This window comes from Megasphaera jansseni, assembly GCF_047974155.1.
Classification (GTDB): domain Bacteria; phylum Bacillota; class Negativicutes; order Veillonellales; family Megasphaeraceae; genus Megasphaera.
Genome location: NZ_JBHYRR010000014.1, coordinates 51,986 through 74,457 on the forward strand (window position 1 = coordinate 51,986; position 22,472 = coordinate 74,457).

The following is a 22,472-nucleotide window of genomic DNA, read 5'->3' on the forward strand; positions in this document are numbered from 1 at the left end:
ATCCAGAATATGCAATTGATTCCTACTTTTATCTTACGACAGGAGGATTGGAAATGCAAGGACTGTGCCTTTAGAATTTGAATTCGATACCTGTGCGCCAAATGCGGCCGTCCAGGTAGATGGCGTCGATTTTCTTGTTGAAAATATTATCGACACCGGCAAAGAGTCGGACAGCATCGCCGTATTTCTTATTGATGACGAAATTCAGCGTATTATAGGAATAAGTCTGGCTGGAATCGCTTTCGTAATAGTCATGGACCCACTGTTCCCACAACGTTGCGTTGTAGCCATAGGGGCGGTGGTCGTCATAGGCCAGCTGCAGCGTCGTAATGTTGTCGGCAATGCCGTCGACGCCGTGAGCCGACGATTCGGCCGAAGCGACTTTATTGCTGGCACTCGTCCAGTTGCTGGTCACTTTGACATCCAGGTCCCGCGAGAGATTGCGGCCCAACGTCAGTTCGACGCCGTGGGTCTTGGTCGTGCCGTCGATGTTGTAGTATTCATTATAACCGTGACGGCCGCCGACCGTGCGGGTCGAAATCATGTTGTCGATGTCGTTGTGGAAATAGGTGATCTTGCCGAAGGTCTTGCCCCATTCGCCTTCATAGCTGAGGTCCCAGTTCTTCGATTCTTCCGGTCGCAGATTAGGATTGCCCAGGGTCAGGACGCCCATGTGGGTATAATCCATGTAGAGTTCGCTGACTGTCGGCGCCTTGTAGCCTTCGCCCCAGTTGGCCTTGAAGCGGTTGTGATCGTTTGCCAGGTAGGTCACGCCGAGATGAGGTGTCGTCTTGCTGCCGAATTCGCTGTGATGGTCATAGCGGACGGCCGGGATGATTTCCCATTTATCGCCCAGGAGCCATTCGTCCTGGATATAAGCGGCATAGGTGTTGATGTTCTTGCCGTTGTCGCCGTTCGTGCCGAAGTTGACGCCGTCGACGTCATAGCGGTCGTATTCCGTGCCATAGGTCAGGGTGTGGTCGCCGTTGATCTTATGGCTGTTCTTGGCTTCGATGCCCCAGATGCTGTACTTGTTGGTTTCGCCGTATTCCTTGGCCAGAGCCGTATACGGCAAGAAGCGGAACTTATCGAGCTTGCTGTAGAAAGTGCGGACCATGTAGTCGTCTTTCTTCGTCTTGCCCGTCAGGCTCAGGCTGGCATCGCGCCGTTCCGTTTCCAGCTTGGCGTCCTGCAGGCGGACGATACCGCCCCAGGCACCGAGGTTGTATTCCTTGTGGCTCCAGTCGCCGCTGAGCTTATCCTTGTAGTAGCCCAAATCGAGGTTCAAATTCTTGTTTTCCCCCAATTCATAGGTACCACTGAAATTATAGCTCTGCTTCGGCCCCTGGAGGTTCTTGACGGGCAGGCCGGATACTTCGTGTTCCGTCCACTGGCGGTCCTTGGAGAAATTCATATCGAACGTGCTGCTAAACTTGCCCTGCTTGCCCAGGTCGATGTGGTAATAGTTGGACATGTTCGTCGTCCCCGTCGTCGCGCCGACCGTGACCGACGGCTTGCCGGTAGACTTCTTGGTGATGATGTTGATGACGCCGGCCAGGGCATCAGAACCGTACTGGGCTGACGCAGCCCCGCGGACGATTTCGATGCGTTCGATATTATTGACGTTGATGCGGTCCAGGGCCAGGAGGTTCTGCGTCGTTTCCGTATCTTCGATAGCCGTCCGCTGGCCATTGATGAGAATGAGTGTCGAGTCACTGGACATGCCGCGCATGGAAATGCGGTGGCCAAAACCGGTGCTGGTATTCATGATCTGGATGTTGTCTGCCAGACGCAAGGCCGAATAGACGTCGGTCGCGCCGAGTTTCTGGATATCCTCTGCCGTAATGACTTCGACCGTATTGGGGACCATCTTCACGTCCGCTTCGGTCCGCGTCGCCGTGACGACGACATCCTTCGTCGTTACCGCGGAATTATCGGCGGCCCCATCAGCCGACGCCGCATAAGCCGGTACGGTCAAAGCCGTCAAAACAGCCCAGGTAATCCACGCCTTCTTCGTTCCCTTGATTTTATGATATGCCATGTAGGTAAATCCCCTCTCTTTCGCCAGTGGCGATATAATATTGAAAATCATTTACCAATAGATAATATCATAAAACAAGATGAAGGTCTGCTCCAATTGGTCAAAAACACTCCATTCCGACCGTTTTTCACAAAATTGATAAAAAGTTGTGATATGGGTGTAAAAAAGGGCTTGTCGCACGACGACAAGCCCTTTAAAGTTGTTAGTGGCTAGCAGTTAGTTATTAGCGGATGGCTTTAAATTTAAAGGTTTTCTCTGAAAACTACAAACTCTGTTGCTACAAACTATAAAGTAAATGGGGCCTAGCATGAAAGCAAAAGCCTTCGTGCGACAGCCTCTTTTAAGGGGTTAGCAACTAGTGGCTAGGGGTTAGCGGATGGGGCAAAATTTTAAAGTATCTGCTACGGACTGCGACCTGCGGACTGCGGGCCGCCCGCTGGGACGGCCCCTACGCTCACTACGCTCACGCCTTATACCCAGTCATGAGGTCGACGATGTTTTCCAGGGGATCGCCGGACAGGTAGCGTTTCAAGTTATCTGCGGCGATGCGGACGATATAGTCGTGCGTCGCCTGGAGATGATAGCCGCCGGAGATGTGCGGCGTAATGTAGATGCCCGGCGTCTTCCACAGGGGATCCGACGGCGGCAGCGGTTCCGGGTCGGTGACATCCAGGGCGGCGCCGACCAGATGGCCCCGGACGACGGCGTCCCTCAGGGCCGCCTGGTCGACGTTGGTGCCGCGGCCGACATTGACGAAATACGCACCTTTTTTCATAGCCGCAAAGCGTTCCGCATCATAGATATGATACGTTTCCGGTGTATCGGGCAGGCACGAAGCGACGATGTCCGCCTTCGCCAGGTATTCATTGAAATGAGCCATATCCCCCATTTCATCGGCTTCCGGCGGCACGGCCCCCTGGCGGCGGCGCAAGCCGATGACGTGGGCTCCCATAGCCTTGACGCGCTGACCGAAGTTGCGCCCGATATTGCCAAAGCCGACGACGACGACCGTCGCGCCATAGAGGGACGTGACCGGCCCTTCATCGTGCCACAGGGCCTGATGCTGATTGTCATAGTAACGATAGAGTTTCTTCATCATAGCCAGTGTCTGGGCCAGCATGTGTTCCGACAGCGCCAGGCCATAGGCACCGGTCGCATTGGTCAGGGTAACGCCGGCCGGCAGGACCCCGGGGCGGCAGTATTCGTTGGCACCGGCACTGTTGAGCTGGAGCCACTGCAGCTGCGACGCGTCCTTCACCCTGTCAGGAGCGATATTGCCAATGATGACGTCCGCTTCTTCCAGGTCCTTGCCGGCCTGGGTCCCATCGCCGGGACAATAACAAAAATCCGCTTCCGGAGCAGCGGCTTCCAGCCACTGTTTCTGTTTCGCATCGACATCCATGACAACTAAGATTTTCAATAGAATCACTCCCTATTGCTTTTTTCTTTTGCGGCAATTTCTTTTACCATTTCTAACGGGCATTGGGCAACATGCGCAATGAATTCATACGTCACGTCCTCCTTCAAGAGGTCCCTGACGATTTGATCGACACGGCACCGTTTTCCGTCCGTATTGACGAATTGGCCCATTTTCCCCGCCTCCTCTGCCATTATAACACAATCGAGAGACCTGCATATATATTGCAATAAGAATCATCCTTCTTTCATGAGGAGCCGCTGCCAGCTATTTGCAAGACAAAAGCTAGCAGCCGCCTGTTTCTATTTTATTATAGCTTCTCAATAAAGAAAAAGATAGCATTCCCTGATAGCTGTAACAGAACTGTGCAGGCCCGGCCATAATATGGCTGATGCGTCGTAATCTGTCATCGCCGTTTTTCCCGGATTGACAAGCGCTGTTTTTGTTCTATACTAATAGACAGAGTGTAATCGTCGAACGACCGCACGAAGGGGTACACCACCTTGGGTGTAAACTTTCGTGCGGTCTTTTTTTGTTAGGAGGTCTTTTTTCATGAAAGAATCATCACAGATGCAGCGCGGCCTGAAAAACCGTCATCTCCAGATGATCGCCCTGGGCGGCGCTATCGGCACGGGTTTGTTTTATGGGTCGGCATCGACCATTTCCCTGGGTGGGCCATCGGTCATTGCAGCCTATCTCATCTGCGGCCTCGTCATCTTCCTTATCATGCGCATGTTAGGGGAAATGGCCGTCGAAGAACCGGTATCCGGGTCCTTTAGTTATTACGCTGACAAATATTGGGGGCCTTTCCCGGGTTTCATGCTGGGCTGGAACTATTGGTTCTCTTACGTCATCATCAGCATGGCCGAATTGACGGCTGTCGGCATCTACGTCCATTACTGGCTGCCCGACCTGCCGCAATGGGTCACGGCCCTGGTCTGCCTCATCGCCATTACCTGTCTCAACCTGGTCAACGTCCGGGCCTACGGGGAAACGGAATTCTGGATGTCCTTCATCAAAGTGGCGGCCATCCTGGGCATGATTGCCCTCGGCGCCTGGCTCATCTTCCAGGACAGCCGGCCATTCCCGCAGAACTTCAGCAACCTCTGGGATTATGGCGGCGTCCTGCCCAATGGGATCTGGGGTTTCTGCCTGGCCATGGTGACGGTCATCTTTTCCTTTGGCGGCGTCGAACTGATCGGCATCACGGCGGGAGAAGCGGAAAATCCCGAACGGTCCCTGCCCAAAGCCATCAATCAGATCATCTGGCGCATCCTCGTCTTCTACATCGGGACCATGGTCGTCATCATGAGCCTTTGGCCGTGGAACCAGATTGGCACGCAGAACAGTCCCTTCGTCCAGATTTTCACCAACGTCGGCTTCCCGGCTGCGGCCAATCTCCTCAACTTCGTCGTCCTGGCGGCAGCCATTTCCGTCTATAACTCGGCTATTTACGGCAATTCCCGCATCGCCTACGGCCTGGCCGAAGAAGGCAACGCCCCGCAGTGGTTCCAGAAGCTGTCGTCCCGGGGCGTCCCGGTCCACACGCTCTGCCTCTGCTCGGGCCTGACCCTGTTCGTCGTCGCTGTGACCTACTTCTTCCCGGGAAAAATCTTCATGTACTTCCTGTCCCTCACCGTCGGCGCCACCATCGTCAACTGGATCACCATCATCGTGACCCACTTGAAATTCAAGGCCTGCTGCCAGAAAACAGGCAAGACGACGAAATTCCCATCCCTCTGGTACCCGGCAGCCGACTATTTCTGCCTGGCCTTCCTCTGCTTCATCGTCCTCATGATGACCCAGATGCCGGACATGCTCACAGCCGTCCTCATCATGCCCGTCTGGCTGGCTATCCTCTGGTGCTGCTGGCGCCGCCTGGCCCCTTCGCCCGTAACCAACAGCCGTTAATAGGGGCCTGACGGCCCCGCAGGCCGCTTCGGACTCAGATGCCGCTGCGCGACGATAAATTCAAATTAACGACATCGCCTCGAGTAACCCTCGGCTCGTGGAAAAGGCCGTGGCTCGTAGCTCGTGGTTCGTGGCTCGTGGCTCGTGGTTCGTAGCTCGTGGCTCGTGGTTCATGGCTCGTGGCTCGTGGTTCGTGGCTCGTGGCTCGTGGTTCGTGGCTCGTGGTTCGTAAAAGCCTGCCATTATACTCGAATGGGATGTGATGAAATCTCACAGCGGGACGCACAAGGCTCCCTTTATAGGGGAGCTGGCCGCCAAAGGCGGTCTGAGAGGTTAAAGGTCGGCCCCTGTTGGCCGTGCAGTTTTGGCGGTCCACAGGACCGCAGCGACCTGCTACCTGCGACCAGCGAACTGCGAACTGCGTTTATTCCATGAGTCTGTCGCGGCGGAACGCCGCATCTGAGTCCGAGGAAAGCAAAAAGAGGCTGTCGCATTAAAACAGCCTCTCTTCATCACCAACTAAATTCCATATTCCTTAAAGAGTTTTTCACGAAAATCAGCATCAGCAGCCGCTTTGTTCGCATCGTCGTAACGCTGTTCTCCAAACAGTCGTTGCATTAACATAGACCAGCGTTTGTTAGCTTCTTCTTGTCCCTCTGTCCGGCCTTCTTCGCGCCCCTTGGCTTCTCCTTCTTTACGACCTTTGGCTTCTCCCTCTTTACGGCCTTTGGCTTCGCCTTCTCTACGCCCCTCAGCCTTACCTTCTTCAAAGGCATCGCGATGGTCCGAGTTATAATCGAGGATAGCGAGTTCCCGGTTGATGTAAGCCAGGCGTTCAGCGTCATTCTGAAGGAAGGTCCGGGCCGCATCTACGGCTTTATGGATGGCTTCATCACTCATGATCAGTTCCCCCTTTTCGTCATCACTGAGCTGGTTGGCAAAATACGCCAGCCAGCGTTCCATTTTCGTCATGTCACGGATTCGCTTCTTCGGCGATTTCGTATATTTCGGGATTTCCAGGAAATGGAATACCAAATCTTTATTGAGGCGGTCGCCCGTTTCAGCATTATAAATGCTCCACATGGAATGGGCTTCTTCTTGCGGCAGCAGGTTGAACCGCAACAAATTGATGGTAATGCAAGGCTTCAAGTCCTGATAAGCTCCGCCTGGCGGCAGCGACAACAAGTACAAACGCGCCCAATAGCACATGGTCCGTCGCTGCATGTTTTTCTGGTTAACGATTTGGACTTCGATGTCGACTTGTTCGCCCGTATCCAAGGTACAGGCCACGTCGAGACGGGTCAGTTTTTCATCGTGGCTGTCCGGGACGTTTTCCGTCGGCGTAAAGACGATGTCCGTAATCGGATGACCCAAGTCTTCGGCGGCAATGGCATTGAGGAAATCAATGGTAATAAGTTTGCGTTCCGGTCGGCCAAAGATGAACTTGAACAAGACGTCGTTCATGGGATTGAAGTTCTTTTCCGTCAACTCCGGGAAATACGTGCGATAGCGGATTTCATTGGCAGTCAGTTGCTTTTTCAACAGATTCACCATTCCTTTCTTTATTATATCATGAAACAGAACAAACAGGATATATCCTAACTCCATGATACAATAGAAAAAGGATGGTTCTGAAAAACTTAATCGTTTTCTAATCATTTTTGAATCAAATCCAAAATATTTAAGGAAACGTTAATGTAGATTGGGGCCTGACGGCCCCGCAGGCCGCCGTTCGCAGTTCGCAGGCCGCTTCGGACTCAGATGCCGCTGCGCGGCGTCACACTCAAAAGAACTACATCGCCTCGTGGAACCCTCGGCTCGTGAAAAAGGCCGTGGCTCGTGGTTCGTGGTTCGTAAAAGCCTGCCATTATACTCGAATGGGATGTGATGAAATCTCGCAACGGGCCGCACAAGGCTCCCTTTATAGGGGAGCTGGCCGCCAAAGGCGGTCTGAGAGGTTAAAGGTCGACCCCTACGCATACGGCCACACGGGCCGTTTTTTTTTGCGACCTGCCATCTGCGGATTGCGAACCGCGTTTATTCCATGAGTTTGTCGCGGCGGAACAGCCATATCCGCAGGGACCGCGAGCGTATATTTTGGCCATCCGCTAACTACTAGTTGCTAACTTGCTAACGGCTAACTGCTAACGGCAAAAAAGGCGCTGTCTTCGTGCGACAGCGCCTTTTGCTTTTACGGTCTTTCGTTATTCCGTTTCGCCGTAATCTCGAAGGGGATCCGTTGTTCCCCTACGGATTTCTTGATGAAGATGTTGACTGCCGTCGACATGCTCATGCCGATGGAGTCGCAAAATTTCTCAAAGTCTTTTTTCAAATCCGCGTCGATGCGGATACAAATCGTTGTCTGTGCCATGATTCCCCTCTATTTCTTGCCGACGTACTGACGAATCATTTCTCCCTGTTCTTTGACCAGGGCTTCCAGTTCGGCAATCTTCTTATCCTGCGTATCCACTACATTTTCCAGTCCTTCAATCTTCTGATCTTGTTTATGGACCGTATCTTTCAGGCTGGAAATCGTCTTGGCCATAGCCGTCTTCGACGTCGTGATGCCGCTGCCACCCTGGCCAATCTTGAAGCTCAGGCCGGCATTAAACATGTTTTCCCCGTTGCCGAAGTTCGTGCCCAGGCTGAACATGGTATCTTCATTGGGACGATAGAAGGCGCCGAAAGCGACGCTGTTGGCATTGCGGTAATTGCCATAGCCGACGGCGAAGTCCCACTTGTCATCCGGGTCGAAGTCCAGCGGATGAAGGGCTGCCAAAGCAGCAGCGCCGGCACCGACCTTGTTGACGCGGTTATCGAGATTGGAAACGCGGTTATTGATGTGGTAAATGGATTCTGCGTTGGCAGCGACCTGATGGTCCAAAGCCGTCAGGTTTTCACCAGCCGTGTTAGCCTGTTTGATGAAAGTCCCGTCTTTGGCGACTCTCGTTTCGTTGTAGAGCTGACTGCCATTGATGGCATCTTTCGAATCTTTCGAAATGATTCCGTCTGCCACATTCGTGATTTTCTTACCACCTGCATTAATACCACTTTGGGTGACTGACGGACCTCCTTTAATAGTCAAACCATCACTGGAAATAGTGGTATTTCCAGCCTTTACCTTATCGACGGTGATTTCTTTATTGAGGGATACTTTGTAATTAGCCGGTTTGGCCGGGTCGGTTTCGTTATTGGTAACGGTGATGTTCATTTCATCACCAACGACAGTTCCTACGCCACCATCTTTACCCGGTGCACCAGTATCACCTTTATCACCTTTCGGGCCTTGGATACCGGCATCACCTTTGTCCCCCTTCGGACCCTGGGCACCGGTATCACCTTTGTCGCCTTTCGGACCCTGGGCACCGGTTTCACCTTTGTCACCTTTCGGACCCTGGGCACCGGTATCACCTTTGTCGCCCTTCGGGCCTTGTGCACCGGTATCACCTTTGTCGCCTTTCGGACCCTGGGCACCGGTATCGCCTTTGTCGCCTTTCGGACCCTGGGCACCGGTTTCACCTTTGTCACCTTTCGGACCCTGGGCGCCGGTGTCGCCTTTCGGACCTTGTGCACCGGTTTCACCTTTCTCGCCTTTCGGGCCTTGTGCACCGGTATCACCTTTCTCGCCTTTCGGGCCTTGTGCGCCAGTGTCGCCTTTCGGGCCTTTAAAGGCCGGATCATCCTTCAAAGCATCTTTATCCAGCGTGACAAGGACCCGTTTATCTCCATCATTGCCAACTTCCTGTGCTTTCAGGCCATCACCAAAGTCAAACTGCAGATTGCTAATCGTCATGTCCTTTGCAATCTGGGTGCCGCCTGTATACACATTACCCGCAAATTTACCTCCGTTATAGATGTGAACGGGCATATTCATTACAGCCTTCAGCTGTGCCACATTGACCGCATCGGTATCAGCCGTACCGGCAGCTACATCGGTAAGCTGACGGGTAATGACCGAAGCAGTTACGTTACCGGCTTTATCTTTTTCTTCAGCCCGACCGATGGAAACAGCAGCGGCCGTTGATTTCCAGGTACCGGTCGTATCTCCACTATGGTCGCCCTTTGCCGGGTCATAACCAACGATATTTAATACTTTTCCAGAATCAAGCGAAGCTACAGAACCGGCACCGAGAGCTACACCACCTTCGACGGTAGCATTGGCGTTATAGCCGAGGACGGTAACATTTTTCTTATCTGTAGTCAGTGGCTTCTTTGCGTCAGCCGAGCCAACAATTACCGCTCCATCGATGGCTTGCCCATCTGCACCTGCTACTATGCGGTTATCACCAAAAATCTGAGAATTCGTGGTGCTAGTCACGGAGTTCTTTGAACCCATAACAGCGACATTCGTGGATTGCTTTACTTCATTGCCGTTACCGACAATAGAGGCTGCACCGCCGCCATTAGCGTTTTTGATAGAAGTACGCATAGCTTCAGACAAAGCATTGGGGCTGGCGATGCCATCTTTTGTTTTGATTTCTGATGCATCAAAGTCATTAATCGAATCTTCTACCACGTTGCCTGCACCGACCATGATTGTGCCATTGGCATTCTTGGTACGGTTAGCAGAACCGAGGATGCTGTCTGCCATACCAGATGTGTTATGTTCTGTACTGGTCAGGCCTTCTACACTGTTCAGCGAACCGAGGACAGCAGCGCCAAAGTTCTGTACACCGTAAGGTTTTTCGCCCCACTTTTCATTGTGATACAAGCCAGACACAGCCGTATAACTGCCTACTACCGTCGAGAAGACGCCATTATTGTAGCTGTTATTGCCAATGGTGGTAGCATCGATGCTTTCCTGATAATTGGCAATACCGGAAGAACCTTCACTCTTGCCTTTCGTAAAGTCAATATCCAAGTCGCCAAGTTTGCCCTGATAATTATGGATACCAATCATGGTGCTGCCAGAGCGGGCATAGGAATTCTGGCCGATGGCGATACTGCCGGAATAATCTTTGCCTGCCGGTGTACCAAAGGCAAATGCTTTTTCCAAAGAACCAACATTATTCATAGCTGTAGCATTCTTGCCAATGACAATGCTGTCCCCCTGATTGGCAGAGCTGTTGATATAGGTATTGTTCCCGATAGCTACATTACCAGTATCATAACCGAATGTTCCTCCGCCACTTCTCCACATGAAGTTGTTATTGCCGATAGAAATACTGCCATCTGTACTATCCAGAACATTTTTGTTGCCAATGCTGATAATGTTCTTCTGATTGCTGAAATAAGCATAATCAGCTTTATCATCTTTACCTTTAACGCGATTGTTGCCAATGATAACAGAATCCGTTAAACCAGAAACATTTGTATAGTCATCTCCAGCAAGAATCGTGTTCTTAGTGCTGGTAATGTTATTATTAGTACCAATCGTATACAAATGAGAAGAATTTTTGACGGTTGTATTAAACGCATTAATCATATTGTACTCAGATGGTGTTTTTTCTGTCCCAGTAACTGTGTTGTTGACACCGATAATCTGCGTTTTTAGCGTGTTTTCTGCTGTATTGCCACCGCCGATGACCAAGGTCGCACCGCCACCCTTAGAACTACGAACTCCTTTCGCCAATTTATTCACCATATCATCGACCGAGTTCACGCCAGTTGATGCACTAAAACCACTAATATAAGTATTGGAATTTTTAACGTTATTACCTGCACCAAAAATCAAGGTACCATTGGCATTCTCAGCTACGTTAGCCACACCGATAATACTATTTGCAATGCCACTATAACCGTCTTTCCCTAAGGAACGATTCTGGTTCAGTGAGCCGACGATAGTCGATCCCATATTTTGAGAACCATAATCAAGGCTATTCCAGCCGCCGCTACCATTAAAATCACCAGTATTAACAGAGTACGAACCAACGATTGTTGCCATAAGGCCTTTGTTGTAGGAATTTGTACCGACTGTGGTCATGTCAATAATGTTGGCTGTAGCCGGATTCTTAACTTTTGTCTTTCCATCAGCCGGATCGACCCAAGTTTCATTGACAACCATACCAGCCATAGTCCGGCCATCCATGGTGCGTCCACCAATGTCAATACTACCGGTACGAGCATACGAATTCGTACCAATGGCAATACCTCCAGCAATATCATCTAACGCCGATTGTTCAAATCCTTTTTTAGGAGTATACGTTTTATGGATAAATCCTGATACATCCCACTTATCTTTATCAAAACCAAATTCATATTCCTGCTGACCTGTACCATTCAATACATATGCATTTTTACCGATTGCAATAGAAGTTAAGCTATAGCCATTCGAAGCTACTCTCGAATTCGTCCCAACGGCAATGGAAGAATCTCCATCAGAAGAAGCACCTACACCTGCTGCAATAGCATTCTCGCCTTTTGCACCATCATTATTATAGTTCCCAGCCTTTGTATCTGTCGATTTGACACTATAGAAATGCGTCTTAACTGCATCAGCAGCGGCCGTTGCAGTTACTTTCAGCTGTGCCACGTTGACGGCATCGGTATCCTGTGTGCCAGCAGCCAAATTAGTAATTTGGCGAGTAGATTTAACAGTCTGTGTCTGTTCCTTGCCTTCCTTGTCTTTATATTTCACTTCACGGTCTGCACCACCGACGGAAACAGCGGCATCAGTGGATACCCATGTAGCATAATCTTTATCAGAACGGGCATGTTGTTTTCCCGTAGCGTCATAGCCAGCCTTATCCTGACTGGCATCTTTATCATTTTTACCTGCATCTCGGCCAGGTACAGAATCGTTACCAATAGCAATGCCGCCTTTATCATTACTATGGACGATTGAATCCGAGTCCGTAGCCATAACCGGCGAATAAGCTAATCCGCCAAAAGTCAGCAGACTGGCAACGACGGCAGCCATGGCAGTTTTACCTAAATACCCCCCCCGGTGAACATCAGAGCTTATGTGTTCGCTCTTACTGGACGATTTGTGTTGCCCTTTGGCCAATTCCGATACGACGACATAGCACCGTCTGGCTTTACTCCAAATGACCTTATACGTTCGATTCATAAAAAGACAGCCCCTTTCTTCGCATTATATGCCTCTTATGCAGTTAACAAAATGACATATTTGTAACAAAACTGTTATCTTATTATAGCATACAAAAGTGCAAAATAAAGCTGTATATAGCCATTCTCAAGCCATTGCCAAGTCTTCGGCCTGTATTTTATATTAACATTTTTAATACATTTTAAATACATTTAATTGTAAAAATATGTATATAATAAAACAAAATTTTTCTGCGATTTTTTTGTAAAATAGCAGGGGCCTAACGGCCGGCGTGGATTCGTTCATCGTAGGTCGTTCGTCGTTCATCGAAATTTGGGGCCAATGGCCCCGCAGGTCGCAGTTCGCAGTTCGTAGGCCGCCTCGGGTGACCCTCGGCTCGTGGAAAAGGCCGTGGCTCGTGGCTCGTAAAAGCCTGCCATTATACTCGAATGGGATGTGATGAAATCTCGCAACGGGCCGCACAAGGCTCCCTTTATAGGGGAGCTGGCCGCCAAAGGCGGTCTGAGAGGTTAAAGGTCGGCCCCTACGCACAAGGCCGTTGGCCGTGCAGTTTTTGCGGTCCACAGGACCGCGGCGGTCTGCTACCTGCGACCAGCGAACTGCGTTTATTTCATGAGTCTGTCGCGGCGGAACGCCGCATCCGTAGGGGCGCCACGTGCCTTTTCAGCCCGTCAGGTCATGACTGCAAGGAATGTCAAGACGGTTGCTGAAACGGACCGCCGTAGAGGGGGCGCCCGCTACGCGCTGAAGGCTTCCCGAAGCGTCGTTGTTATTTTGAATCTGTCGTGGCGGAACGCCGCATCTGAGTCCGAGGAAAGCAAAACGGCGCTATCATATACGACAACGCCGTCATAAATAATTACCCTCTTATTCCAAATGATATTCCCGCAGCAATTGTTCCTGGTATTCATCGTTCTGCAAGATGCGATTGGCCTCTTCTTTCCTGCCTTCCTGTATCAGCTTTTGAAGCAATACACTGAGTACTTTTCTTCCTGTTTTTTCTCCACGTTCTTGTCCAAGTTTTTCTCCGATTTCTCTACCGCTATTTTCTCCGCGTAGTTCTCCACGCCGTTTAATCAAGTTACACCTGGCTGCCCCTTTCTTCTCCAAGCGCAATATTACTGTTTTCCGCTGCGATTTTGCGAATCTGATTTTCTGTCAATTCAGTATAGCGGACAATTTCATGAATAGGCTTATGATCTTTTAACATTTTAAGAGCTAAATCGTGTTGCATTGCTTCACGGCCTTCTTTGATGCCTTCTTTTCGTTCTTCTTGCATTTTCATGGCATAGGTCATATATCTCACCCTTTCTTCTTCTAATTTTTTCACTCTTTTAATTTCCTGATCGATTTCTTGCACAAAAGCATCATTACTGAGAATCCCGTTAACATATTCCAAGAACCGTTTGACATCGGGTGCCACATCGTCAGCCGTTCCCACAGAACTAAGGAAAATTTTGGTCGCACCGTCCCGTAATTCTAAACTTTTATCCTCCAGGCACACATTGCGGAATGTATAGATATGGCGGCCTTTATCAAATGGCTCAAAGGGACAAATGAAAATAATATAACTGGGATTGAGTTCATCATAATCAGCCCCTTCTTCCAATAATCCCATATCGATCAAATCGTTTTTTAATCGAATTCCCGAATATTTAAGGAGCCATTAATGTTGGGGCCTGACGGCCGGGCGTGGATTCGTTCGTCGTAGGTCGTTCGTCGTTCATCGAATTGGGAGCCTGACGGCCCCGCCAGTCGCAGGCCGCAGTTCGCAGGCCGCTTCGGACTCAGATGCCGCTGCGCGGCGTCACACTCAAAAGAACGACATCGCCTCGAGTGACCCTCGGCTCGTGGAAAAGGCCGTAGCTCGTGGTTCGTGGCTCGTGGCTCATGGTTTGTGGCTCGTGGCTCGTGGCTCGTGGCTCGTGGCTCGTAAAAACTTGCCATTATACCAGGATGGGTTATGGTTAACCCTCACAGCGGGACGCACAAGGCTCCCTTTATAGGGGAGCTGGCCGCCAAAGGCGGTCTGAGAGGTTAAAGGTCGTTCCCTACGAATGCCCCGATTGGGGTTATTTTTGCGGCCTGCGACCTGCGGCCTGCCATCTGCGTCCCTAGCCATTTTTCGCCAAAAAGGCTTCGGCGTCCTGGCGGATTTTTTCCAGGTCCAGGCCCTGGTCGCGGGCACCGAAGATGCAGCCGCAGTAGGGTTGGCGGTAGAGGTGGTAGGCTTCGGCCATTTTCGTCGATGTGAGGAAACCGTTGTTCTTTTTGAAGTCCGTCGGCAAATAGGCGTAGCCGTACTGGTCTTCGATGTCCCGGCCGACTTCGTTGATGACCTGGGAATTCTTATGAGGGCTGACGGTCAAGGTCGTCGTAAAGTAATCATAGCCCAGTTCCTGCATTTTTTCGGCTGTCGCCTTCATGCGCTGGATGAAGCAGACGCGGCAGCGGGCGCCGCCTTCGGGTTCGTCTTCCAGGCCTTTGACGGCTTCGAAATACGTATCCGGTTCATACGGAGCGGCCAGGAACTGGACGTCGTGCCCGGTCTTTTCGTTGTAGGCTTCGATGAACTGTTTCTGGACGAGTTCCCGCCGCCGGTATTCGGCTTCCGGATGGATATTGGGGTTGAAATAGTAGACCGTCACCTGGGCCACGCCGGTCAGCCGGTCCAGGACGGCCGTGCTGCACGGTCCGCAGCAGGAATGGAGCAGGATACGCGGCTTGACGCCGTCCTGCTGCCAGCGGCGGGCCATGCGCTGGAAGACTTTGTCGAAGTTGATCCGCTGGTTTTGATTCATGCGGTCCAGAATGTCGTGGAAATCAATCATCATTTGTACTCACTTTCTACTGAAAATATCGGTTTTAACGCATACCTTTTGGGCTCTATCCAGAATTTCAATGCGGTAAATATCTTGGATTTCCCGATTGGGAATAACCAGTCTGCAACGCAACCCTCCGACTCCCCGGGTCCAGCCCTGAACCGTCAAATAACCCGTAGTCAAGAGCATGGTGTACAAAGCATCTTCATTCTGACCGATATCTTCGTAAATCACGCCTTCCCATACCAATACGGTGACACTTTCCCCATAAAGTAGGGTCGTCAGATTTTCCACCGTTTCCGGCGTAATGTGACGGAGCATTTCCCGGATAAGGCTGTTGCCAGACGTATTGACCCAATAATCCCCCACCATCTGATTGCGGAAAAAATGGATGACAGACCAAGGATTATATATTTCAACATGTCCAAAACGATAGCCATCATACCACGCCTTTATGTCTGGAAGCTGTGACTCCTGCTGTAAGTCAGCAGCCATTTTCGTTACTTCCTCTGGTGTAAAGCCAATGACATCATCATACCGGGAACTGAGGACAGAGCAGACATCCAGATTATTCAAATCGCTGAAAATACTTTCCTTAGCCACCCGCAGAACACCGGTCAGGATAGCGAAATCCAAATCGTCATTGCCTTTCAAGGCACTGCCCATCAGTTGTTTCATAAAAGAAATACACTCTTTATAAAAGCCACATTCCCAGGCCTGCTGAATCGGCGCATCGTATTCATCCAACAAGAGGATGACTTTTTTCCCATAATAGCCGTGCAGCATCTGTAGCAACAAGGCCAGCGAACCAGCCATTTCCCCAGCTCCGGCCTGTTCAATGGCCAGCCCTTCAAAAAGATGGCGGCTCTGTGCTTCTTTTTCGATAGAAAAGAACCAATCTGCCATACTCAGCGTCAAGGTCTTGCCAAAACGCCGTGGCCGTGTCAGCAGCGTGACTTTACTATGACCATCAATCAACTGCCGGATGAAAGCCGTTTTATCGACAAAGTAATAATGGCCCCGGCGTAATTCCCCAAAGTTGTCGATGCCAATCGGCATTTCCCAATGCATACATTTCACCTTCTTTTGGTGGCACAAAAATTAATTTTCTTCTATTATACCATAGCATGGATAGCACCATCGAGCACCTGTAAAGGCGTTCATGCCCGGTCACATGCCAAGCAGAAAATCCCTGAAGTGCCGGGATTCCTGAGTCATATAGCGGCCGTGGATCCAGGCCAGCCAGATAGTCCGTTGGCACGGCGGGTTCAGCGGATGCATCTTTAACGAAGCCGAATAGCGCGAGGTAATCCACGATTCGGGCACAATGGCTATACCGAAGCCGGCTTCGACCATTTGCAGGATTGTTTCCGGCGAATTGCTTTCAAAGACGACATTGGGCTGAAAGTGTTTCTTTTGGCAAAGGTCCTTGATGATATCGCTCAGGCCGTCTTCGGCAGCCGGCTGGACAAAACACGCCTCCTTCAGGGACGCCACGTCGACCGGCCCGTCCGGCCGTTCATCCTGACAGGCCGCGGCCAAGACGAGATTTTCCGTAATGATGGGCTTCTTGGTGATTTTGACGGCTCCCTGGGGCTGGTCGATGGGCATGGAAGTAATGCACAGGTCAAAATCGCCCCGGATGAGCCGGCGGGGTATCTCAGCCCGGCCGGCAATCTGCATCTGCCGTATCAGGGCGTCGGGATGGCCCTGCATGTACCGGGTGAAAAGAGCCGGCAAAAGCTGGGTATTCGTCGCCCCGATGAGGATGCGCTTATCGGCCTGGCCACTGACATCCAGCAGTTCCCGCCGGGTCTGCTGCAGGTCGTCAAAGATTTTTTCCACATGGTGCAGGAAAATCCGGCCACATTCGTTGAGTACCAGTCTCCGTCCGACCCGGTCGAAGAGCTTGACGCCCAATTCCCGTTCCAGGTTGGCCAGCGTCCGGCTCAGGGCCGGCTGGGCTACGTGAAGCATCGCCGCGGTCTTGGTCATATTTTCCGTCCGGGCCAGGGTCCGGAAATACGTGAGATGTAAGAGTTCCACAAGCAGCCTCCTTATAACAAAAATAATATATAAAAATAACAATATATATATTATACAGCATAATTGGCTGATGATAAAATGGCTAAGTACGATACTTTGAAGGAGGTAATGCTATATGGACCGTAATACCGTCCTATGGACAAGAAGTTATATCCTCAATAATCTTGTCTGTTTCATTATCAATGTTTCCTATTATATGCTGATGGTCATCATGACCGATTATGCCTCGCACCAGCTCCACGCAACGTTGAGCGAGGCCGGTTTCGCTACCGGGTCTTTCATCCTCGGTGCCCTGCTGGCCCGCTTTTTCATGGGCGGCCGCATTGAACGCATCGGCCTGAAGAAATCAGCCTATCTGGGCATATTCATCTTCCTGGTTGCCCTGGCAGCGAACTTCTTTACGACGACGATTGTCCAGCTCTCCCTGATCCGCATCGTCCAGGGCTTCGGCTTCGGTACGGGCTCGACGACGACCGGTGCCATCATGGCCCACATGGTCCCGGCTTCACGCCGTGGCGAAGGGACGAGCTATTATGCCATGTTCGTCACTCTGGCCACCGCGATTGGCCCTTATGCCGGTGCCTATTTCTACCGGGGCGGCAGCTTACAGGAAGATATCTTCATCAGCGGCAGCCTGCTGATCATCGCCCTGATGGCTACGGCTTTGATGAAAGTCCCGGCCCTCGAATGGGATAAAAACGCCGAAAAAAGAAGGGAACAGGATCAGCCGTTATGGATGCAGTTCCTCGAACCGACGGCCCTTCCCATCGCCGTCATCACGCTGCTCGTAAGCTTAGGCTTCGCGTCTATCCTAGCGTTCGTCACATCCTTTGAATCGCTTTATGATTTACAGCAGGCTGGCCAGTATTTCTTCATCGTCTACGCCATCTTCACCCTCATTTCCCGTCCTTTCACGGGCCGCCTGTTCGATAAGAAGGGGGCCAACTTCGTCCTCTATCCGTCGTTTCTCGTCTTTGCAGCCGGCCTGTTCCTGCTGAGCCTAACCCATCAGGGCTGGGAACTGCTGCTGGTCGCTGCGGCCATGGGCATCGGCTTCGGCACGTATATGTCTTGTTCCCAGGCCGTCGTCATCATGTTGTCGCCAAAAAACCGTATCGGCGTCGCTACGTCGACGTTCTTCATCTTCATGGACCTGGGTGTCGGCTTCGGCCCCTCCGTCATGGGCCTGATCATCCCTCATATCGGCTTCCGCGGCCTTTATCTTTTCATGGCCTGCATCTTGGTCCTCTGCCTGTTCCTCTACATCGCTTTCTGCGCGCCCCACACCCGTCCGGCTCCGGCCGGCCCACAAGCCGTACCTGCGCCGGCAGGCTCACCAGCAGGTACCGAAAAATCACCGGCCCTCATCATCACGATTTCCCGGGAATACGGCAGCGGCGGCCACGAAATCGGTCAGCGTATCGCAGAAAACTTGCAAATTCCCTGCTATGACCAGCAGATCATCGGGAAAATCGCCGAAACCAGCGAATCTACCCGTGATTTCATCGCCGAAACGGAACAGCGCCTGAAACGGCCTTTTTTATACCGCCTCTATTCCTGGTATGCTTACTCCATCACAGACGGAGCTGATTTTCTGGCAAAACTCTTCGACATGGATAAAAAAATCATCACTGACATCGCTCAAAAAGAATCCTGTGTCATCGTCGGCCGCCTGGCGCACCAAATCCTGAAAAACTATCCCAATGCCCTGCATGTCTACATTTCAGCGACAGAAGACAGTGAAATCCAGCATGTCACCCAGCGCGACCACATCAGCCCGGAAAAGGCCAAAGAAAAAATCCGCCGCATCAACCAGGAACGAGCGGCTCACTGCCTGTATTTCACCCACACCCAATGGGGCGAAGCCAAAAACTATGACCTGGCAGTCCGTTCTGATTTATTCGGCATCGCTGCCACGGCGGATATGCTGACGCAAACAGCCCGCCGCATCCTGGCACGAACAACAGCGGACAAATAATGTAAAATTTTATCCCCCCTACGGGCTTATATCGACCTCTTTTCTTTAGTAAAATAGTAGTTGTGAAATACTAAAAGAAAAGAGGTCTCTTCATGCATATACCTGAAAATTACCTGAGCCCTTCGACGTGCGGTGTCCTCGGCGCCGTCATGGTCCCTATCTGGTTACTGTCTATCCGCAAAGTCCGGGAAACGGTGCCCCGTGAAAAGCTGCCGCTCCTGGGCATTGCCGCGGCCTTTTCCTTCCTGGCCATGATGTTCAACATCCCCCTGCCGGGCGGTACGACAGGCCATGCCGTCGGCGGTACGCTCATCGCCATCCTCTTCGGCCCTTATGCAGCCTGTCTGGCTGTCAGCGTGGCCCTGCTCATCCAGGCCCTGTTCTTTGGCGACGGCGGCATCCTGGCCTTCGGTGCCAATTGTTTCAATATGGCCTTTGTCCTGCCTTTTACGGGCTATTTTCTCTATCACGGCCTGAAGAAAGTCATCTCATCGGAAACGGTAGCAGCCGCTATCGGCGCTTATATCGGCATCAACGCCGCGGCCTTCTGCGCCGCCGTCGAATTCGGCATCCAGCCGCTGCTCTTTACGGACGCTGCCGGCCAGGCCCTGTACTGCCCGTATCCGTTATGGATTTCCATTCCGGCCATGATGATCGGCCACCTGACCTTGTTCGGCCTGGCTGAAGTCATCTTTACGACAGGCGTCCTGGCGTATATCCGCAAGACGTCGCCGGACCTCTTCCACACGGTACAGGCCCCGTCGTCGAGCAAGTCCCTCTTGGGCCTCCTGGCCGCCCTCATCGCCGCTACGCCCCTCGGCTTGTTAGCTGCCGGCACGGCCTGGGGTGAATGGGATGCAGAAGAGCTGGCCGAAACGGATTTCTTTGGTTCGGCCCTGGGCTATACGCCGTCTGGGATGGAAAACGGCTTCTCCTTTGACGCCCTCATGCCGGATTATGCCATCGCCGGCCTGCCTGACGCCGCGGGCTACATCATTTCGGCCATCGTCGGCACGGCCCTGCTCATCATCATCTTTAAAATCATCGCATCGCTCCTGCCCGCCCGGCCTTCTTTCGATACGCCGGCCCAGCATTAAGGAGGTTTGTCCATGAAGCTCCCTGATTGGGCAGTCCGCGAAGAAATCTATAATCCCGGCCGCGACCGGGATTATTTTATTTCCCGCTCTCTGCTCCGCCTCATATCCATCCTGACAGCCCTGCGCAGCCAGGGGTTGCGGCCGGCCCGGTCCATCGGTGCAGCGCCGGCCCTTTTGTCCGTCATTTTCGCCATCGTCCTCATCGTCCTGGCCCGGACGACGGCTTTCCTCTGGGCCATCCTGGCCGGCGAACTGGTCCTCCTCTGTTTCCACCGGGGACGGCAGCTGCGCCAGATTCTGGGCGCTGCCCTGGGGGCTTCTCTGTTCTGTGCCGTCATCGTCGCCCCCTCCTTTTTCCTGGGCAACGGCCGCTACGCCTTTCTCCTGCCCTGTAAGACCTTCCTCACCGTAACGGCTTTGATGCTCCTGCAGGAAAACCTGGCCTGGCACGAACTGACCGGCGCCTTGCGCACCTTCCATATCCCGTCGCTGGTCATCTTCATCCTGGACACGACGCTGCGCTACATAGCCATCTTAGGCCAAGAAGCGTCGGAACTGCTGACGGCCCTCAAGCTGCGTTCTGTCGGCCACAATCCTGACAAACAAGCGGCCATGAGCGGCGTCGCCGGCGTCATGCTGCAAAAGTCCCAGCGCTTGTCCCAGGACATGTACGAAGCCATGCGCTGCCGCTGTTTCACCGGCGAATATACCCTCTACGATGACGGGAAGAAACGCCTTTTCTCTCCGGCTACGGTCATCCTCGTACTAGTCCTGCTGGCTTATGTCTACTTATTCATCCGCCTGGAAGGAGTGTTCTCATGATCCAACTCGACGACGTCTGTTTTGCCTATGACGACAGGCCCATCCTCAGCCACCTGACGGAAACCATCGAACCGGGCCAGGCCGTGCTCCTGAGCGGTCCCAACGGTTCCGGGAAATCGACGCTCCTGCGCCTGCTGAACGGCCTGATTTTCCCCCAGCAGGGGACGTATTCCTTTGACGGCACAATCATCACGGCCGGCAAGATGCGGGACCACGCCTATTCCAAGTGGTTCCACCAGCGCGTCGGCTATGTCTGGCAGAATCCCGATTCCCAGCTCTTTTGCAGCAGTGTCCGCGAAGAACTGGCTTTCGGCCCGGTCCAGATGGGCCTGAAACCGGCCGAAGTCCGCCAGCGCGTCGACGATGCCTTATCTCTCCTGGGGCTGGACCACCTGGCCTCCCGGCCGCCTTATACCTTATCCGGCGGCGAAAAAAAGCGGACAGCCATCGCCTCCATCCTGACCATGAATCCCCAGGTCTGGACCATGGACGAACCGGAAAGCTACCTCGACGCCGACGGCCTGGCCTGGCTGGAAGACTTCCTGCCCAGCCTGAAAAAAGCCGGCAAAACCCTCATCATCGCCAGCCATCATGCCGACCGCCTGGGAGAGCTCATAGATAAAGAGTTAGTGGTTCGTGGTTAGTGGTTCGTGGCTCGTAGGGGACGCCCAAAGGGTGTCCCGCTTATCGCCAGTCGCCGGCCGCAGGTTGTTGTGAGATTTCACCACATCTTATACTTATTACATATGTCAAACTTTCAAATGCAACCTCTCAGTCAGCTACGCTGACAGCTCTCCTATTAGGAGAGCCTTGGTTTCATAATTTATTTAAATATTTTGACAATTATTCAAAATATTTTATTGATTTTTATATTATAAAGTTATATAAACCCAAGTTTGACACTTAAAAAAGAGTAAAAGGCTGAAAACCCAGTAAATACAAGGGTTTTCAGCCTTTTCTTTGTCCTAAAAAAGTGAGTACTTTTTATGGGTTCCTAGTTGCTTTTAAAATTTTTTTCATTTGTTTTTCACTCAATATTTCATAATCAGTACGGAAGCCAAAGACCTCGTGAAATAAGTCCGTAATATCAGTTCGAGTATATGTGGGAATATAATCTCCTGTGGGTAATTGAAGGAAATTCATATCTCGTAATGTATAGATGAGTTCTCTGGGTGTAAACTTGTTATCGGTTTTCTTTTCCAAGTATCGATACAAAATTAGGGATAAGAAACAAGTCAAGAAATGTGCTCGAATGCGCTGTTCTCTAGAGAGATATACTGGTCGTGTTCTGAATTCTGTCTTCATGATGCGAAAGGATTCTTCAATCTC

16 protein-coding genes and 1 pseudogene are annotated in these 22,472 nt (G+C 51.7%); 5 read left to right on the top strand and 12 right to left on the bottom strand.

The annotated features are described in order from the left end of the window. Positions 1 to 70 precede the first annotated feature (70 nt). The 3 genes from ACE418_RS06910 to ACE418_RS06920 form a co-directional block, all read right to left on the bottom strand. Positions 71 to 2,041, bottom strand: a complete 1,971-nt coding sequence (locus ACE418_RS06910) for a TonB-dependent receptor plug domain-containing protein (protein WP_416449927.1) — start codon at positions 2,039 to 2,041, stop codon at positions 71 to 73. A 463-nt stretch (positions 2,042 to 2,504) separates the two neighbouring features. After that, complete coding sequence (locus tag ACE418_RS06915) at positions 2,505 to 3,461, bottom strand: D-2-hydroxyacid dehydrogenase (protein ID WP_416449928.1); 957 nt, start codon at positions 3,459 to 3,461, stop codon at positions 2,505 to 2,507. Between the two features lie 5 nt (positions 3,462 to 3,466). Next, entirely contained in the window at positions 3,467 to 3,631 is a 165-nt protein-coding gene (locus tag ACE418_RS06920; RefSeq protein WP_416449929.1) for a hypothetical protein, read from the bottom strand. A 379-nt stretch (positions 3,632 to 4,010) separates the two neighbouring features. Between ACE418_RS06920 and ACE418_RS06925 the strand changes: the two genes are divergently transcribed. After that, entirely contained in the window at positions 4,011 to 5,369 is a 1,359-nt protein-coding gene (locus ACE418_RS06925) for an amino acid permease (protein ID WP_416449930.1), read from the top strand. A gap of 519 nt (positions 5,370 to 5,888) precedes the next feature. On the opposite strand, the gene ACE418_RS06930 is transcribed toward ACE418_RS06925, so the two are convergent. The 8 genes from ACE418_RS06930 to ACE418_RS06965 all read right to left on the bottom strand — a co-directional run bounded on the left by ACE418_RS06930 (position 5,889) and on the right by ACE418_RS06965 (position 17,246). Next, positions 5,889 to 6,911, bottom strand: a complete 1,023-nt coding sequence (locus ACE418_RS06930; RefSeq protein WP_416449931.1) for an Rpn family recombination-promoting nuclease/putative transposase — start codon at positions 6,909 to 6,911, stop codon at positions 5,889 to 5,891. 649 nt (positions 6,912 to 7,560) lie between these two features. Next, positions 7,561 to 7,740 (bottom strand): type II toxin-antitoxin system RelB/DinJ family antitoxin, encoded by a 180-nt coding sequence (locus tag ACE418_RS06935; protein WP_416449932.1) that lies wholly within the window; start codon positions 7,738 to 7,740, stop codon positions 7,561 to 7,563. Between the two features lie 9 nt (positions 7,741 to 7,749). Next, complete coding sequence (locus tag ACE418_RS06940; protein ID WP_416449933.1) at positions 7,750 to 12,378, bottom strand: ESPR-type extended signal peptide-containing protein; 4,629 nt, start codon at positions 12,376 to 12,378, stop codon at positions 7,750 to 7,752. A gap of 867 nt (positions 12,379 to 13,245) precedes the next feature. Beyond that, positions 13,246 to 13,458, bottom strand: a complete 213-nt coding sequence (locus ACE418_RS06945) for a hypothetical protein (RefSeq protein ID WP_416449934.1) — start codon at positions 13,456 to 13,458, stop codon at positions 13,246 to 13,248. A 1-nt stretch (position 13,459) separates the two neighbouring features. After that, positions 13,460 to 13,996, bottom strand: coding sequence for an Rpn family recombination-promoting nuclease/putative transposase (locus ACE418_RS06950; protein ID WP_416449935.1), 537 nt, complete (start codon positions 13,994 to 13,996; stop codon positions 13,460 to 13,462). Between the two features lie 496 nt (positions 13,997 to 14,492). After that, on the bottom strand, positions 14,493 to 15,212 hold the full coding sequence (locus tag ACE418_RS06955) for an epoxyqueuosine reductase QueH (protein WP_416449936.1): 720 nt from the start codon (positions 15,210 to 15,212) through the stop codon (positions 14,493 to 14,495). Between the two features lie 6 nt (positions 15,213 to 15,218). Further along, positions 15,219 to 16,271 carry an AAA family ATPase gene (locus tag ACE418_RS06960; RefSeq protein ID WP_416449937.1) on the bottom strand — a complete coding sequence of 351 codons (1,053 nt, stop codon included), beginning with the start codon at positions 16,269 to 16,271 and terminating at the stop codon, positions 15,219 to 15,221. Positions 16,272 to 16,370: 99 nt separating this feature from the next. Continuing rightward, positions 16,371 to 17,246: a LysR family transcriptional regulator gene (locus ACE418_RS06965; RefSeq protein ID WP_416449938.1), complete on the bottom strand. Its 876-nt coding sequence runs from the start codon at positions 17,244 to 17,246 to the stop codon at positions 16,371 to 16,373. A gap of 115 nt (positions 17,247 to 17,361) precedes the next feature. Here ACE418_RS06965 and ACE418_RS06970 point away from each other — a divergent pair, with 115 nt between their 5' ends. The 4 genes from ACE418_RS06970 (at position 17,362) to ACE418_RS06985 (ending at position 21,787) form a co-directional block, all read left to right on the top strand. Next, positions 17,362 to 19,224: an MFS transporter gene (locus tag ACE418_RS06970; RefSeq protein ID WP_416449939.1), complete on the top strand. Its 1,863-nt coding sequence runs from the start codon at positions 17,362 to 17,364 to the stop codon at positions 19,222 to 19,224. A 92-nt stretch (positions 19,225 to 19,316) separates the two neighbouring features. Then, on the top strand, positions 19,317 to 20,321 hold the full coding sequence (gene cbiM, locus ACE418_RS06975) for a cobalt transporter CbiM (protein ID WP_416449940.1): 1,005 nt from the start codon (positions 19,317 to 19,319) through the stop codon (positions 20,319 to 20,321). A 12-nt stretch (positions 20,322 to 20,333) separates the two neighbouring features. After that, on the top strand, positions 20,334 to 21,143 hold the full coding sequence (locus ACE418_RS06980; RefSeq protein ID WP_416449941.1) for an energy-coupling factor transporter transmembrane component T family protein: 810 nt from the start codon (positions 20,334 to 20,336) through the stop codon (positions 21,141 to 21,143). Beyond that, positions 21,140 to 21,787 (top strand): energy-coupling factor ABC transporter ATP-binding protein, encoded by a 648-nt coding sequence (locus ACE418_RS06985; RefSeq protein ID WP_416449942.1) that lies wholly within the window; start codon positions 21,140 to 21,142, stop codon positions 21,785 to 21,787. Before ACE418_RS06980 ends, ACE418_RS06985 begins: the two co-directional genes overlap by 4 nt. 340 nt (positions 21,788 to 22,127) lie before the next feature. Here the strand turns inward: ACE418_RS06985 and ACE418_RS06990 are convergent. Next, positions 22,128 to 22,472 (bottom strand): annotated as a pseudogene (locus ACE418_RS06990) (hypothetical protein); the annotation flags it as partial.

Bases quoted from the DNA above. Each gene is read 5' to 3' on its own strand.
- ACE418_RS06955 (WP_416449936.1), bottom strand. From the start codon at position 15,212: ATGATGATTGATTTCCACGACATTCTGGACCGCATGAATCAAAACCAG.
- ACE418_RS06980 (WP_416449941.1), top strand. From the start codon at position 20,334: ATGAAGCTCCCTGATTGGGCAGTCCGCGAAGAAATCTATAATCCCGGC.
- cbiM (WP_416449940.1), top strand. From the start codon at position 19,317: ATGCATATACCTGAAAATTACCTGAGCCCTTCGACGTGCGGTGTCCTC.
- ACE418_RS06910 (WP_416449927.1), bottom strand. From the start codon at position 2,041: ATGGCATATCATAAAATCAAGGGAACGAAGAAGGCGTGGATTACCTGG.
- ACE418_RS06940 (WP_416449933.1), bottom strand. From the start codon at position 12,378: ATGAATCGAACGTATAAGGTCATTTGGAGTAAAGCCAGACGGTGCTAT.
- ACE418_RS06935 (WP_416449932.1), bottom strand. From the start codon at position 7,740: ATGGCACAGACAACGATTTGTATCCGCATCGACGCGGATTTGAAAAAA.
- ACE418_RS06920 (WP_416449929.1), bottom strand. From the start codon at position 3,631: ATGGGCCAATTCGTCAATACGGACGGAAAACGGTGCCGTGTCGATCAA.
- ACE418_RS06985 (WP_416449942.1), top strand. From the start codon at position 21,140: ATGATCCAACTCGACGACGTCTGTTTTGCCTATGACGACAGGCCCATC.
- ACE418_RS06950 (WP_416449935.1), bottom strand. From the start codon at position 13,996: ATGGGATTATTGGAAGAAGGGGCTGATTATGATGAACTCAATCCCAGT.
- ACE418_RS06925 (WP_416449930.1), top strand. From the start codon at position 4,011: ATGAAAGAATCATCACAGATGCAGCGCGGCCTGAAAAACCGTCATCTC.
- ACE418_RS06960 (WP_416449937.1), bottom strand. From the start codon at position 16,271: ATGCATTGGGAAATGCCGATTGGCATCGACAACTTTGGGGAATTACGC.
- ACE418_RS06970 (WP_416449939.1), top strand. From the start codon at position 17,362: ATGGACCGTAATACCGTCCTATGGACAAGAAGTTATATCCTCAATAAT.